This is a genomic window from Rhizobacter sp. Root404, assembly GCF_001425865.1.
Taxonomy (GTDB): Bacteria; Pseudomonadota; Gammaproteobacteria; order Burkholderiales; family Burkholderiaceae_C; genus LMDS01.
Genome location: NZ_LMDS01000004.1, coordinates 1,543,170 through 1,557,633, shown reverse-complemented (window position 1 = coordinate 1,557,633; position 14,464 = coordinate 1,543,170). Strand labels below are relative to the sequence as shown.

The following is a 14,464-nucleotide window of genomic DNA, read 5'->3' as shown; positions in this document are numbered from 1 at the left end:
GAGCCCACCCCCCTCCACGATGGGGGGACGACGGTGGAGCCGCCGGCCTAACCTTCTCGCCAAGAAAGGTCGCCCGAAGCGGCCTGAGGCTGGAGACCCACCGATGACCACCGCCACCCCCGCCGCGCCCGCCGTCGTCCGAGCAGCGTCACTGACCGACTCGATCAAGGTCGAGCCCCTCACCTGTGCGCTCGGCGCCGAGCTCTCGAACGTCGATCTCGGCGTCGCCTCCCGCGACCCGGCGCTCGTCGCCGAGATCCGCGCGCTGCTGCTGAAGCACCGCGTGCTGTTTTTCCGCGACCAGGACATCACGCGCGCCGAACACGTCGCCTTCGCGCGCCACTTCGGCGATCTGGAGGACCACCCGGTGGCCGGCAGCGATCCCGATCACCCGGGCCTGGTGCGCATCTACAAGTCGCCCGACGCGCCCAACGACCGCTACGAAAACGCCTGGCACACCGACGCGACCTGGCGCGAAAAGCCGCCGTTCGGCTGCGTGCTGCGTTGCGTCGAGTGCCCGCCGGTGGGCGGCGACACGATGTGGGCCAACATGGTGCTGGCCTACGAACGGCTGCCCGAACCCGTCAAGACGCAGATCGCCGACCTGCGCGCACGCCACAGCATCGAGGCCAGCTTCGGCGCCGCGATGCCGATCGACAAGCGCCTCGCGCTGCACGCCCAGTTCCCCGACGCCGAGCACCCGGTGGTGCGCACCCATCCCGAGACGGGCGAGAAGATCCTGTTCGTCAACGCGTTCGCCACCCACTTCACGAACTTCCACACGCCGGGCCGCGTGCGCTTCGGCCAGGACGCCGTGCCCGGCGCGTCGCAACTGCTGCAGTACCTGATCAGCCAGGCGCAGATCCCCGAGTACCAGGTGCGCTTCCGCTGGAAGCCGAATTCGGTGGCCATGTGGGACAACCGCAGCACCCAGCACTACGCGGTGATGGACTACGCCCCATGCCATCGAAAGATGGAACGCGCCGGCATCGTCGGCGACGTGCCGTACTGATCCCAACTTCTTCTTTTGCCCCGAGGACACACCCATGAACTTCCAGGACGGATCGCTCTTCCCCGAGAACCAGAACAAGCTGGTCATCACCGCCGCGCCCTACGGCCCCGAGTGGATCCCGGCGGATTTCCCGGAGGACATCCCGGTGACGATGGCCGAGCAGGTGCAGAAGGCGGTCGACTGCTACAACGCCGGTGCGACCGTGCTGCACCTGCATGTGCGCGAGCTGGACGGCAAGGGCAGCAAGCGCCTGTCCAAGTTCAACGAACTGATCGCCGGCGTGCGCCGGGCGGTGCCGGACATGGTCATCCAGGTCGGCGGCTCGATCTCCTTCGCGCCCGAGACCGACGGCGCCTCCGCCAAGTGGCTGTCGGACGACACGCGCCACATGCTGGCCGAACTCGACCCGAAGCCGGACCAGGTCACCGTCACCGTCAACACCACGCAGATGAACGTGGTCGAGCAGATGGAGATCGCCGACCTCGCCGGCACGTCGCTGGCCGAACCGCAGAACTACCAGGCCTACCGCGAGATGATCGTCCCTTCGAGCCCGTCCTGGGTCGAGGAGCACGTGAAGCGCCTCAGCGCCGCCGGCATCCAGAGCGCGTTCCAGTTCTACAACATCAACAGCTACGAGACGGTCGAGCGCCTGATCCGCCGCGGCGTCTACAAGGGTCCGCTGGTGTGCAATTGGGTCGCGATCGGCGGCGGCATGGACCAGCCGACGATCTACAGCCTGGCGCACTTCCTGCGCGCCATCCCCGACGGCGCGATGCTCACGGTCGAGAGCAGCATGCGCAACGTGCTGCCGATCAACATGATGGGCCTGGCGATGGGCCTGCATGTGCGCTGCGGCATCGAGGACAACCTCTGGAACCAGTCGCGCACGGGCAAGATGACCACGGTCGAGCAGGTCGAGCAACTGGTGCGCATCTCGCGTGAGTTCGGTCGCGAGATCGCCAGTGGCAAGGAAGCGCGCGAAATCTGCAAGATCGGCGTCTTCTACGACACGGTCGAGGAGACGCTCGCTGCCAACGGCTTCGCCCCCAACGCGACGGGGCGCCAGCAGGGCTTCCTGCGCAAGGTCGCCTGAGGCCTGCCATGAAGTCGGCGACGGTCCTCATCGTCCCTGGCCTGCGCGACGCCGTCGCGCAGCACTGGCAGACGCTGCTCGAGGCGCAGCTGCGCGCCGCGAACCGGCCGGTGGCCGCTGTGCCGCCGCTTGGGCGCGAGGACCTCGACTGCGCGTCGCGCGTGGCGGCGATCGAGCGCAGCGCGCAGGCGATCGACGGGCCCATCGTGATCGTCGCGCACAGCGGCGGCTGCGTGACGGTCGCGCACTGGGCCGCACTCACCCGGCGGCGGGTGCGGGCGGCGCTGCTCGCGGTGCCGCCGGACTTCGACCGACCGCTGCCCGACGGCTACCCGACAGTCGAGGCGTTGCGGGCCGGCGGCTGGCTGCCGGTGCCGCGCGCGCCGTTGCCGTTCACCAGCGTCGTCGCGGCGAGCCGCAACGACCCGCTGGCCGACCATTCCCGCGTGGTGGCGCTCGCCAACGATTGGGGAAGCCGCGTGTTCGATCTGGGGGATGTCGGCCACCTGAACCCCGCCTCGGGCTTCGGTGAATGGCCGCTGGCCATCCCGCTCATCCACGAGCTCAGCCGTGATCCGGCTCCCGTCGACACCCAGTTCTGAATCAGGAGACTTTCATGTCCAAGGTCATTCGCTTCCACAAGACCGGCGGTCCCGAGGTGCTCGAACTCGAGAGCGTCGAGGTCGGCGCGCCCGGCCCGGGCCAGGCGCGCGTGCGCCACACCTACATCGCGGTCAATTTCATCGACATCTACTTCCGCACCGGGCGTTACCCCCACCCGCTGCCCGCCGGGCTGGGCAGCGATGCGGTCGGCGTGGTCGAAGCGGTGGGCGAGGGCGTCACCGATATCCGGGCAGGCGACCGCGTCGGTTACCTGCTCGGGCCGCAGGGCGCTTACTCGGACGTCCGGGTGATGCCCGCCGACGTGCTGATCCCGCTGCCCGACGGCGTCTCCGACCGCACCGCGTCGACGCTGATGATGAAGGGCATGACGGCGCAGTACCTGTTCCGCCAGGTCTATCCGCTGAAGGGCGGCGAGACCATCCTGTACCACGCGGCTGCCGGTGGCGTCGGCCTGGTGGCCTGCCAATGGGCACGGGCGATGGGCGTGACGATGATCGGCACCGTGAGCACCGAGGCCAAGGCCGAGGTCGCGCGCGCCAACGGCTGCGCCCACACCATCGTCACCGGTGGCATGACCCCCGAGGACGCAGCGCGCGAGATTCCGAAGCGGGTGCGCGAGATCACCGGCGGCAAGGGCGTTCCGGTCGTCTACGACTCGGTGGGCAAGGACACGCTGATGGCCTCGCTCGACAGCCTGCAGGTGCGCGGCAGTCTGGTGAGCAACGGCACGACCTCCGGCCCGGTGGTCGTCGACAGCACGCTGCTGGCCGTGAAGGGCTCGCTCTGGATGACGCGGCCGGCGATGGTGCATTACGCGGCGCCGCGCGCGCACATGCTGGCGATGGCCGACGAGCTGTTCGGTCACGTGCTGGCCGGCCGCATCACCGGCGAACCGAGGCAGAGCTTCGCGCTGGCCGACGCGGCGCAGGCGCATCGCGCACTCGAATCGCGCCAGACCACCGGCGCCACCGTGCTGGTGCCCTGAGGGGACGTCGCCATGGACTTGCACGCCCTCGGGAAGGCGCCGCCGCAGGACGACTACCTGTTCGGCCGCGGCCCGGCCTGGTTCGCCTTCGCGATGACGCTGGCGCTGATGATCTTCGACTATGTCGATCGCCAGGTCATCGTCTCGCTGTTCCCCTACCTCAAGGCCGAGTGGGCGCTGTCGGACAAGCAGCTCGGCGGGCTGGTGTCGGTGGTCTCGGTCACCGTGGCGCTCGGGGCCTTGCCGGTGGCGCTGTTCGCCGACCGCGTGAGCCGCGTCAAGAGCATCGTCGCGATGGCCACTGTGTGGAGCCTCGCGACGATCTCCTGCATGTGGGCGCGCAACTACGGCGCGCTGCTGGCGGCGCGCGCGGTGGTCGGCGTCGGCGAGGCGGGCTACGGTTCGGTGGGCGCGGCGCTGATCGCCAGCCACTTCCCGAGCCGCATGCGCGGTGCGCTGCTCGCCGGCTTCTTCGCGGCCGCCTCGGTGGGCTCGGTGCTCGGCGTGATGCTCGGCGGCGTGATCGCGGCCCGGTGGGGTTGGCAGGCGGCCTTCGGCGTCGTCGGCTTGCCGGGCCTGCTGCTCGCACTGCTGTACCTGAAGGTGCGCGACTACGACACCGTCCAGCTCGCCCCCGCGCAGAACGCCCGGCGCCAGTCGATCGGCGAGGCGGTGAAGCACATCGCGAAGGTGCTGGCACGCTCGCGCACCATGCTCTGGGTGTGCATCGGCGGCGCGGCGCAGCTGGTGGTGGTCTCGGCCCTGTGGTCGTGGTTGCCGAGCTTCCTGAACCGCGTGCATGGCGTGGCCCCGGCCCAGGCGGGGGTCAAGGCCGCGCTGGTCGTGCTCTGCGGCGCCGCGGGCGCGGTGATCTGGGGTGCCCTGATCGACCGCACCGGCGTGGGCCACCCGCGACGCAAGTTCATGGTGCTGGCGGCCCTGTGTGTCACGACGACGGTCGTGCTGGTTGCCGCGTTCGCGTTGGCGCTGCCCCCTGCGGCGCAGTTCGCGATGATCATGCTGGGCGGCTTTCTGGCCACCTGCACCGTCGGCCCGGTGTCGGCGATCGTCATCGACGTCATCCACCCCGGCGTGCGCGCCACCGGCTGTTCGGTGCTCGCGCTGTTCCAGAACCTGCTCGGTCTGGCGGCCGGTCCCTTCCTGGCCGGCGTGCTCTCCGACGCCTGGGGCCTGGTGCCCGCGCTGAGCGCGATTCCGCTCTTCGCGCTGCTCGCGGCCGGTGCCTTCGTGCTCGCTGCCGGCACTTACGAGGCCGACAAGGCGCGCGCTGCCGAGCCGGTCGAGCCCTTGCCCGGCGACGTGCGAGGTGCACTCGCCTGATTCCCGTTTCCTTCGGAGCACCCCATGAACGGACTCATGATGCAGCAGCCGCTGCTGATCTCCTCGCTGCTCGTCCACGCCGAGCGTCACCACGGCGAGCAGGAGGTGGTCTCGCGCCGTGTCGAGGGCGACATCCACCGCAGCACGTACCGTGAACTCGCGGCGCGATCGCGCCGCATGGCCAACGCGCTCGCGGCGCAGGGCATCGCGTTCGGGGACCGCGTCGCCACGCTGGCCTGGAACGGCTACCGCCACATGGAGCTGTACTACGCGGCGTCGGGGTCGGGGGCGGTGCTGCACACGCTCAACCCGCGCCTGCACCCCGACCAAGTGGTGTGGATCGCGGACCACGCCGAAGACCGGATCCTGTTCTTCGACCTGAGCTTCCTGCCGCTGGTCGAAGCCGTGGCCGCGCGCGTGAAAACGGTCAAGGCCTTCGTGCTGATGACCGATCGCGCGCACATGCCGGCAGCCAGCAGCGTGCCAAACCTGCTGTGCTACGAGGAGCTGATCGCCGGCGCCAGCGACCACTTCGACTGGCCGCAAATCGACGAAAACGCCGCGTCGTCGCTGTGCTACACGTCCGGCACCACGGGCCACCCGAAGGGCGCGCTGTACAGCCACCGTTCAACCGTGCTGCACACTTATGCAGCCGCCTTGCCCGATGCGCTGAACTGCTCCGCGCGCGACACCATTCTGCCGGTGGTGCCGATGTTCCATGTCAACGCGTGGGGCCTGCCGTATGCCGCATGCATGGTCGGCGCCAAGCTGGTGTTCCCGGGGCCCTTTCTGGACGGCAAGTCGCTGCACGACCTGTTCGAGAGCGAGCGCGTCACGGTCTCTGCCGGCGTGCCGACCGTCTGGCAGGCCCTGCTCGCGCACGTGGAGGCCAACGACCTGCGCTTCAGCACCATGCGCCGCACGATCATCGGCGGCTCCGCGTGCACGCCGGCGATGATGCAGGCCTTCCAGCAGCGCTACGACGTGCAGGTGCTGCACGCCTGGGGCATGACCGAGATGAGCCCGCTCGGCACGGTGTGCACGCTCAAGCCCGCGCACGACCGCCTGGGCGCCGACGCGCGCATGGCGGTGCAGGCCAAGCAGGGCCGCGCGGTGTTTGGGGTCGACATGAAGATCGTCGGCGAGGAGGGTGAGGAACTGCCGCACGACGGCAAGACTTCCGGCGAACTTCTGGTGCGCGGGCCGTGGATCATCGCCAGCTACTTCAAGGGCGACGGCGGCGACCCGCTCGTGCCGGACGCACAGGGCCGTGGCTGGTTCCCGACCGGCGACGTGAGCACCCTCGACGCAGACGGCTACATGCAGATCACCGACCGCAGCAAGGACGTGATCAAGTCCGGCGGCGAGTGGATCGGCTCGATCGATCTCGAGAACATCGCGATGGCGCACCCCGCCGTCGCGATGGCTGCGTGCATCGGCGCCCGGCACCCGAAGTGGGACGAGCGCCCGCTGCTGGTGGTGGTGAAGAAGCCCGGCGCCGCGTTGACGCGCGACGAGCTGATCGCGTCCTACGACGGCAAGATCGCCAGGTGGTGGACGCCCGACGACGTCGTCTTCGTCGACGCGATTCCGCTGGGCGCGACCGGCAAGGTGCAGAAGAACAAGCTGCGCGAGCAGTTCGCCAACCATAAACTGCCGACGGCCTGAGCCAACCCGCGCCTGTACGGCGCTTCATTGCAGGACCCCATGACCATGACCTCGAACCCACCCACGCGTCCGGGGATGCCGCGTCGCACCCTCGTGGCGGCCGCGGCTCTCGCAGCCCTGCTCGGCGCCGCGCCTGCCCAAGCGCAGGCGACGCCGTCGACCTGGCCCACCAAGACCGTGCGCATCGTCGCCGCCGGCCCGGCCGGAGGCTCGGCGGACATCGTCGCGCGGCTGCTCGCCGATCAGTTGTCCAAACAGATCGGGCAGACCGTGATCGTCGAAGCCAAGCCTGGTGCCGGTGGCGTGCTTGCGGTGAACGATCTCTCGCTCTCGCCGCGTGACGGGCACACGCTGCTGGTCGGCGTGAACTCGCTGGTCAGCGAGATCCCGCACATCCTGAAGCTGCCGGTCGTCATGGCCAACGAGATCAAGCCGCTGGCCGAGGTGGCGCGCGGCGGGCTGGTGATGGTGGGCAACAACGCCCTCCCGGCCAGGACCCTGCCCGAACTCGTCGCCCATGTGAAGGCCAACCCGGGCAAGATCAACTTCGCCTCGTATACCGCCGGTACGCTGTCGCACGTGATGGGCCTGCAGCTGAACAAGGCCGCCGGCCTCGACATGACGCACGTGGGCTACAAAGGCTCGACGCCCGCGCTGCAGGACCTGATGGGCGGGCACGTGCAACTGATGTTCGACGGCATGGCGACGTCGATCCCGCTCCTCAAGGGCGGCAAGATCAAGGCGTTCGCGGTCAGCACGCCCAGGCGCTCGCCGCTGCTCCCCGAGGTGCCGACCTTCACCGAACTCGGCTACCCGCAGCTCGAAGCCGTCGCGTGGATGGGGCTGTGGGTCAAGCCCGACCTGCCCGCTGCGTTGCAGGCGCAGATCCGCGAGGCGGCGCTGAAGGCGCTGGCCCAGCCGGGCGCTCGCGAGCGCTTGCAGGACGTCGGCTTCGAGCCCGGCCAGCCGCGCACGCCCGACGAACTGGCCACGTCGCTGAAGAGCGACTACGAGCGCGTCGGCGCGGTGCTGAAGTCGATCGGCTTCAAGGCCGAGTAAAGAGGAAGACTGCTGCGGCGCCGGCCTTCGGCGCCGCGCGTCGGATCAGACCGCGAGCGCGGGTTCGACGACGGAGGGCGTGCGGCCCGAGGGCAGCAGGAAGTACGACAGCGCCGGAATCAGCACCACGGCGCCGACCATGTTCCACACGAACATGAACGCCAGCAGCACGCCCATGTCGGCCTGGAACTTGATCGGCGAAAGAACCCAGGTCGCGACGCCGGCCGCCAGCGTCACGCCGACCAGCACCACCACCTTGCCGGTGAACTGCAACGCGCCGCGATAGGCCTGGGCCAGCGAGACGCCGGCGCGCTGTTGCGCAAGCTGCACCGAGAGCAGGTACAGCGCGTAGTCGATGCCGATGCCCACGCCGAGCGCGATGACCGGCAGCGTCGCCACCTTGACGCCGATGCCCAGCGCCACCATCAGCGCCTCGCACAGGACCGAGGTGATGACCAGCGGCACGACGGCCACGACCACCGCGCGCCAGCTGCGGAACGTGATGAAGCACAGCACGATCACGGCCCCGTACACGAGCAGCAGCATCTGCACCCACGCCTTGCGCACGACGATGTTGGTCGCCGCCTCGATGCCGGCCGAGCCGGCGGCGAGCAGGAACTGGCGCTCGGTGGTGCTGTGCGCCGCCGCAAACTCGCTGCTCGCCACGACCACGCGGTCCAGCGTCTCGGCGCGGTGGTCCGCGAGGTACGCGATCACCGGCATCACCGAGCAGTCGCCGTTGAACAGGTCGGGGTTGTTGACGCTGGCCTGCTGCGCGCCATAGTTCAACACGTCCTGGTTGCGTGCGATGGTCAGCCACTTCGGCGCGCCCTCGTTGCTGCCGGCGGTGATCTGGCGCACCGCGTTGGTCAGCGCCGCGGTGGTCTGCACGCCGGGCACCTGCTGCAGCGTCCAGGCCAGACGGTCGGCCTCGACCAGGGTCTGGTACTTGAGGCAACCCTCCTTCTCGGTCTTGACGATCACCGCGAAGGTGTCGCTGGACAGGGAGTACTTGCCGGTGATGTAAGCGTTGTCGCGGTTGTAGCGGCTGTCGGCGCGCAGCTCGGGTGCGCCGGGGTCGAGGTCGCCGATCTTGAGCTGCGTGCTCACTGCGTAGCCGCCGGCCAGCAGCGCGGCGGAAGCCAGCACCGCGCCCATCGCCCAGCGCCTTTCCACGAAGCGCGCCAGCACGCCGAACAGGCGGTTGAAGCCGGTGTTCTGCGCCGCCTCGCTCTCGGCGTGCAGCGTCCGCGCGGCCGCGCTCGGGCTGACGCCGACGTAGCTAAGCAGCACCGGCAGCAGGATCAGGTTGGTGAAGATCAGCACCCCCACGCCGAGGCTCGCGGTCAGCGCCAGGTCCTTGATGACGTCGATGTCGATCACCATCAGTACCGCGAAGCCCACCGCGTCGGCCAGCAGCGCCGTGAGCCCCGCCAGGAACAGGCGCCTGAAGGTGTAGCGCGCGGCGACGAGCTTGTGCGCGCCGTGCGCGATGTCCTGCATGATGCCGTTCATCTTCTGCGCACCGTGGCTGACGCCGATCGCGAAGACGAGGAAGGGCACGAGGATCGAATACGGGTCGAGTTCGAAGCCCAGCGCCGCCACCAGCCCGAGCTGCCACACCACCGCGACGAGCGAGCAGGCCATCACCAGCGCGGTGGAGCGCACGCAGCGGGTGTAGAGCCAGATGATCGCGGTGGCGATCGCGGCGGCGAGGCCGAAGTACAGCGCCACCTGCATCAGCCCGTCGATCAGGTCGCCGACCAGCTTGGCGAAGCCGATCACGTGCACGCGTGCGCTGCCGTCGGCCTCGACCCGGGTGCGGATCTGCTCGATGGCGTGCGAGAGCTTGCGGTAGTCGAGCCGTTGGTTGGTGCCCGCGTCGGTGTCGAGCAGCGGCACGACGAGCATGCTCGACTTGAAGTCGTTGCCGACCAGGCTGCCGACGATGCCTGCACGCGCGATGTTGGCGCGCAGCTGCTCAGTCGCGGCGGGGCTGGCGTCGTAGTTGTCGGGCATCACCGGGCCGCCGCGGAAACCCTCTTCGGTGACTTCGGTCCAGCGCACGCCCGGGGCCCACAAGGACTTGACCCACGCCCGGTCGACGCCGGGCGTCAGGAACACCTCGTCGTGGATCTTGCGCAGCGTCGCCTGGTACTTCGGATCGTAGATGTCGCCGTTCGGGTTCTCGACGACGATGCGCAGCGCATTGCCCAGGCCGCGCAGCTCGACCCGCTGCGCCAGGTAGTTCTGGATGTACGGGTGGCTGCGCGGGATCATCTTCTCGAAGCTGGCGCTCAGCGTGAGCTTCGTCGCCGCCAGCACGCCCAGCAGCACGGTGATGACGGCACACGCCAGCATCACCGCCTTGCGGTGGTTGAACACCGCGCGCTCGAGCAGCGAGCCGCTCGCCGTGTCGAACTGCGCCAGCGTCTCGACAGCCTGATGGGGAGTCGTGGGTCCTGCGTGCATGGTGTTCCTTCCGATTCGTCAGGCCAGGGCCAGGCTGTGGACGCCGCGCGGGCCGGCGACGATCAGCGTGCCGGCGCCGGCGCTGACCACCGCAGCGGCGGGGACCGGACGCTCGACCTTGGCGGGGGTGAAGCTCGCGCCGTCGTCGTTGCTGACGAGCACATGGCCGGCCTGGCTGACGATCACGAAGCGGCCGCGGGCGTCGAACGTGCTCGCGGTCAGGCCGACACCCACGCCGGTGGGGACGCTCTGCCAGGTCGCGCCGGCGTCGGTGCTGCGCACGACGTTGCCGCGCAGCCCATGGGCGAGCACGACGCGGTCCTTGCCGGCCAGGCCGAACAGCGTGCCCTTGTAGGGGAGGTCGAGTGCGGCGAAGCGGCCGCTGTCGCGGTCGAGCCGCAGCGCGGTGCCCTGTTCGCCGACGATGAACAGCTCGGCGCCGATTCGCCGCACCGCGTACAGGTGCAGGGCCTTCGGGTTGTCGGCGGCATGCAGCAGCGGCTCCCAGGTCTTGCCGCCGTCGCCGGTGCGCAGCACCAGGCCGAACGCACCGACGATGGTGCCGTGACGTGCGTCGTCGAACCACACGTCGAGGAACGGGTTCTCGGCGCCCTGGGCCGCGAAGCGCTTCGCCTCGGCGAGCCACGCGGGATCACCGCTGCGGGTGTAGTGCGCGACCAGCACCTCGCCGAGCCGGCGTCCGTCGAGCTGGCGCGACCAGGTCCGGCCCGCGTCGACGCTGTGCAGGACCACGCCGTCGTGGCCGACCGCCCAGCCGTGCGTGGCGGTGGGGAAGTGCACCGACACCAGGTCGGCGCTGACCGGCACGTCGGCCTGTTGCCAGGTCTTGCCGGCATCGTCGCTGAGCAGCACGTGCCCGCGCTGGCCGACGGCCACCACGCGCCGGCCCGCCCGAGCCAAGCCGGTGAGCGGGGCGCGGGGCGCCAGCGGACTCTTCTGCGCCGGCGTGTCGAGCACGTCGCGCCACGGTGAAGGCAGGGCCTGGGCGTTCGCGCGGGCAGCGGGGAGCAACACGCTCCCCGCGGCGAGCGCCCTCAGCAGGGTGCGCCGTTGCATGGTGGTGAGCCGCAGCAGCCGCGGTCAGCGCACGCCGGCGCCGGCCAGCGAGTCGGCCGTCCACTCGCGCTCGGACAGCGGCTTGGTGTGCTTGAGGCCGCCGGTCTCGGCGATGAAGCCGGTCAGCGAGTAGATCCGCGAGACCAGGTCGTAGTGGCCGAACATGTCGGTGTACGGCGCGGGCAGGTCGTAGCTTGGCGCCATGTACGCGAAGCCGGCGCGGTAGAACTGGCCGCGGGCGTCGTACTCGTCGCTGGCGACCGCAGCCCACGAGTCCTCGTCGAGGTAGAAGGTGCGCTTGCTGTAGACGTGGCGCTTGCCCTCCTTCAGCGTGGCCTCGACCACCCAGACGCGGTGCAGTTCCCAGCGCACGAGGTCCGGGTTCAGGTGGTTCGGCTTGAGCAGGTCGTCCTGCTTGGCCTGGTACACCGCCGCATAGGCGTTGTACGGCACGATCATCTCCTTCTTGCCGACCAGCTTGAAGTCGAAGCGGTCCATCGAGCCGTTGAAGATGAAGACGTCGTCGAAGGTCGTCGCACCGCCGGTGCCCGGGTTCGGCGTGTCGTGGCTCAAGTCCGGCGCGACCTTCGTGCGGCGCTGGCCGGGCAGGTAGCTCCAGGCTCGGCGGTCCTTGCTGCCGATGTCGAGCGGGTCGATCAGCATCAGCGCCTCACCGGCGCGGCGCGCCGGGCCGGTGTAGGTCAGCTTGATGCGCCAGAAGGTGTCGGCCGTCGCCTTGCTGTTGTCCCAGAACGGGTACTCCTGGTTGCTGACGCCTTCGGTGGCCAGCGTCGTGCGGCCGCCGGAGTCGACCGTCAGGTTGCGGTACTTGGCCTCGTAGGACTGGCCGTTGAAGCGCACCAGGTGGTTCCACATCGCCTCGTTGCCGGTCTTGGGGATCGGGAACGGGAAGCCGGCGTGCGCGCCTTCCATCGAGCGGCCCTCGTTGGTCGTCTTGGCCTTCAGCGCGTTCTTCGCGGTGTTGTCGGCCACCCATTTCGGGAACGCCACGCTGCGCTGGGTGGGGTAGACATCGACCCGGAACGTGGGGTACTTCTGAAGCAGCGCCTTGGTGCCTTCGGTCAGCGTGGCCGCGTGCTGCGCCATGTTCTTGGCGTCGATCACCAAGCGTGGCTTCTCCGCCGCGTAGGGGTTCGGGCGGATGCCGTCGCCGGCCTTGAAGCCCGCCGGCGGCGTGGTCAGCCCGCCGGTGTAGGCCGGGATCGTGCCGTCCTTGCTGGCGCCGCGTTCGGCGCCGATGGCGGTGAGCGTGGTGCCCAGCGCCTTGGCCTCGTCGGCGGTGACGGCGGCGTGGGCGGTGAACGACGCGGCGACGAGGGCCGCGAGGATCGTGAGTTGGTTGCGCATGATGGGGTGTCCTTCAGAAGGTCGTCTTGAAGGTGAGGCTCACGGCGCCGCGGTCCTTCAGGTAGGTGGTCAGACCGTTGGTGGCGGTGACGGCGGTGCCGTTGTCCTTGTAGCGGCCGAGGTAGTCGATGTACTTCAGGTCGATGCGGTACTTCTGCAGCACGTCGGCCGACACGCCCACGGTGTAGTTGCCCAGGCCCTGATTGCCGCCGAAGGTCACGGCCGCGTTGCCGGAGATGCCGACGGCATAGGTCATCGGCGCGGACAGGTCCACGCCCGGCAGGACCTGGAACCACGTCGGCGTGAACGCGACGGCGACGCCGGTGTAGTCCTTCGTGACGCAGCCGTCCCACTTGTCCTTGGCGGCGGCGGTGGCCGTGGCATTGCAGGGCGCGAAGCCCAGCGCGTTGAACAGGTTCTCGCCGCTGCGCACCTTGCTCCAGCGCGACCATTGGATTTCGGCGGCCCAGCTGGCGCTGTCGAACAGCGGCGTCTTGGGCAGCGTGCCGAGCACGTTGAGTAGCGCGTGATACGTGTCGCCGCGCGCGCCCTTGGTGTCGCCCTGCTCCGGCAGGCCGCGCGCAACGCCCAGCACCTGGCTGTTCAACGGCGTGTTGCGACGCGTCGAGATTTCGGCGCCGACGCTGAGGCCACCGATGTTCTTCGCCAGGCTGACGCCGAACAGCTCGATGTTGTCGGCGTAGATCATGTTGTACTGACTGACGCCGGCGCCGACGGCGGTGAGCAGCACCTGCGGCAGCTTGTCGGCGAAATTGCGGTAGTACAGGCCCATCGTGCCGTCCAGCCAGGCGGGGCTCCAGCGCGCCGACAGGCCCCACTCGCCACGCTGCTTGGGTTCGGACGCCGGGCCGCGGCTGCCGAAACCGAGGCCGGCAGACAGGAACTGCCGGTCGGGCCCGTTGAAGACGAAATCGACTGGACCGTAGTACGTGCCGCCCTCGGGGAAGCGCGACGATTCCCATGCGAGCATCGCCTGCGCGGCGAGCGACAGCGTATCGGTCACCTGCGCCTGCAGCGACAGCTGGTTCAGCGGCCGGAACAGCTCCTTGGCCTCGGTTCCCGGCGTTGCGAAGCCCTTCTGCAGATCGAGCGGGTTTTGCGCGTAGGCCACGCTGTGCAGGTTGCCGCCGAGGAACAGCGACTCGCCCCAGTAGACGGTGTGGCGGCCGAGCTTGGCCTGCACCGGGACGTCGCCGAGGTCCACGCCGCCGAAGACGAAGGCATCCATGATCTCGCCGGTGCCGCCACGGTACAGGCGCTTGACCGTCGGGCTGTACTGCTTGCCGATGTAGCTCGGGATGTTGGTCAGCGGCGCGTTCGGATTGGAGCGGCTGGTGCTGCCGTAGGCACCGTCGTACCAGGCGGTCGCGCTGAGGCGGGCGCCGAAGCGCTTCTTGTAGACGACGTCGAATTCGGACAGCAGATCGAAGCGCTTCGCGACCATGTCGCCCTTGTCGAAGCTGTAGGTGCCTTCGTCCGACAGCGCCGAGTTGCCGATCTTGTCGTCGCGCGCCTCGACGCGCGTGGCCAGGTTCAGGCGCACGCTGTTGTCCCAGCGAACCGTCAGGTCGGGGTTGCCGGTGCCGATCTCGATGGCCTGCGCGCCGCCGGCCGACAACGCCAAGGCCGCCGCGGCGGCGAGGCTGGACCGGGCGAATGCGCGACGCGCGCCGGTGCGAGTGTGGGTGGGATGAAGGCTCACGTTGTCTCCGGTTCTGATGGTTTTGCAGGTCCGCGCGACGAA

General features: G+C 69.4%; 11 protein-coding genes. 7 read left to right on the top strand and 4 right to left on the bottom strand.

Annotated elements, in window-relative coordinates; all coding sequences use genetic code 11:
- Positions 1–163 precede the first annotated feature (163 nt).
- The 7 genes from ASC76_RS11555 to ASC76_RS11525 all read left to right on the top strand — a co-directional run bounded on the left by ASC76_RS11555 (position 164) and on the right by ASC76_RS11525 (position 7,782).
- A complete protein-coding gene (locus ASC76_RS11555) occupies positions 164–1,012 on the top strand; it encodes a TauD/TfdA family dioxygenase (protein WP_056467316.1) in 849 nt (282 codons plus the stop codon).
- A 34-nt stretch (positions 1,013–1,046) separates the two neighbouring features.
- Positions 1,047–2,105: a 3-keto-5-aminohexanoate cleavage protein gene (locus ASC76_RS11550; RefSeq protein ID WP_056465614.1), complete on the top strand. Its 1,059-nt coding sequence runs from the start codon at positions 1,047–1,049 to the stop codon at positions 2,103–2,105.
- A gap of 8 nt (positions 2,106–2,113) precedes the next feature.
- Positions 2,114–2,707: an alpha/beta hydrolase gene (locus ASC76_RS11545; RefSeq protein WP_056465612.1), complete on the top strand. Its 594-nt coding sequence runs from the start codon at positions 2,114–2,116 to the stop codon at positions 2,705–2,707.
- Between the two features lie 14 nt (positions 2,708–2,721).
- Positions 2,722–3,714, top strand: a complete 993-nt coding sequence (locus ASC76_RS11540) for a quinone oxidoreductase (RefSeq protein WP_056465611.1) — start codon at positions 2,722–2,724, stop codon at positions 3,712–3,714.
- A gap of 12 nt (positions 3,715–3,726) precedes the next feature.
- A complete protein-coding gene (locus ASC76_RS11535; protein ID WP_056465608.1) occupies positions 3,727–5,055 on the top strand; it encodes an MFS transporter in 1,329 nt (442 codons plus the stop codon).
- Between the two features lie 24 nt (positions 5,056–5,079).
- Positions 5,080–6,723 (top strand): 3-(methylthio)propionyl-CoA ligase, encoded by a 1,644-nt coding sequence (locus ASC76_RS11530; protein WP_056465606.1) that lies wholly within the window; start codon positions 5,080–5,082, stop codon positions 6,721–6,723.
- Positions 6,724–6,798: 75 nt separating this feature from the next.
- Positions 6,799–7,782, top strand: a complete 984-nt coding sequence (locus ASC76_RS11525) for a tripartite tricarboxylate transporter substrate binding protein (protein ID WP_056465604.1) — start codon at positions 6,799–6,801, stop codon at positions 7,780–7,782.
- 45 nt (positions 7,783–7,827) lie between these two features.
- Here the strand turns inward: ASC76_RS11525 and ASC76_RS11520 are convergent, their stop codons facing one another.
- From ASC76_RS11520 to ASC76_RS11505, 4 genes are read right to left on the bottom strand one after another with little or no spacing between them, the layout of a single operon-like run.
- Positions 7,828–10,254, bottom strand: coding sequence for an RND family transporter (locus ASC76_RS11520; protein ID WP_056465602.1), 2,427 nt, complete (start codon positions 10,252–10,254; stop codon positions 7,828–7,830).
- A gap of 18 nt (positions 10,255–10,272) precedes the next feature.
- On the bottom strand, positions 10,273–11,331 hold the full coding sequence (locus ASC76_RS11515) for a YCF48-related protein (protein ID WP_056465600.1): 1,059 nt from the start codon (positions 11,329–11,331) through the stop codon (positions 10,273–10,275).
- A 24-nt stretch (positions 11,332–11,355) separates the two neighbouring features.
- Positions 11,356–12,699 (bottom strand): DUF1329 domain-containing protein, encoded by a 1,344-nt coding sequence (locus tag ASC76_RS11510; protein ID WP_056465598.1) that lies wholly within the window; start codon positions 12,697–12,699, stop codon positions 11,356–11,358.
- Between the two features lie 13 nt (positions 12,700–12,712).
- A complete protein-coding gene (locus ASC76_RS11505) occupies positions 12,713–14,422 on the bottom strand; it encodes a DUF1302 domain-containing protein (RefSeq protein WP_056465595.1) in 1,710 nt (569 codons plus the stop codon).
- Between the last annotated feature and the right edge of the window lie 42 nt (positions 14,423–14,464).

Bases quoted from the DNA above. Each gene is read 5' to 3' on its own strand.
- ASC76_RS11545 (WP_056465612.1), top strand. From the start codon at position 2,114: ATGAAGTCGGCGACGGTCCTCATCGTCCCTGGCCTGCGCGACGCCGTC.
- ASC76_RS11510 (WP_056465598.1), bottom strand. From the start codon at position 12,699: ATGCGCAACCAACTCACGATCCTCGCGGCCCTCGTCGCCGCGTCGTTC.
- ASC76_RS11530 (WP_056465606.1), top strand. From the start codon at position 5,080: ATGAACGGACTCATGATGCAGCAGCCGCTGCTGATCTCCTCGCTGCTC.
- ASC76_RS11535 (WP_056465608.1), top strand. From the start codon at position 3,727: ATGGACTTGCACGCCCTCGGGAAGGCGCCGCCGCAGGACGACTACCTG.
- ASC76_RS11525 (WP_056465604.1), top strand. From the start codon at position 6,799: ATGCCGCGTCGCACCCTCGTGGCGGCCGCGGCTCTCGCAGCCCTGCTC.
- ASC76_RS11540 (WP_056465611.1), top strand. From the start codon at position 2,722: ATGTCCAAGGTCATTCGCTTCCACAAGACCGGCGGTCCCGAGGTGCTC.
- ASC76_RS11515 (WP_056465600.1), bottom strand. From the start codon at position 11,331: ATGCAACGGCGCACCCTGCTGAGGGCGCTCGCCGCGGGGAGCGTGTTG.
- ASC76_RS11520 (WP_056465602.1), bottom strand. From the start codon at position 10,254: ATGCACGCAGGACCCACGACTCCCCATCAGGCTGTCGAGACGCTGGCG.
- ASC76_RS11550 (WP_056465614.1), top strand. From the start codon at position 1,047: ATGAACTTCCAGGACGGATCGCTCTTCCCCGAGAACCAGAACAAGCTG.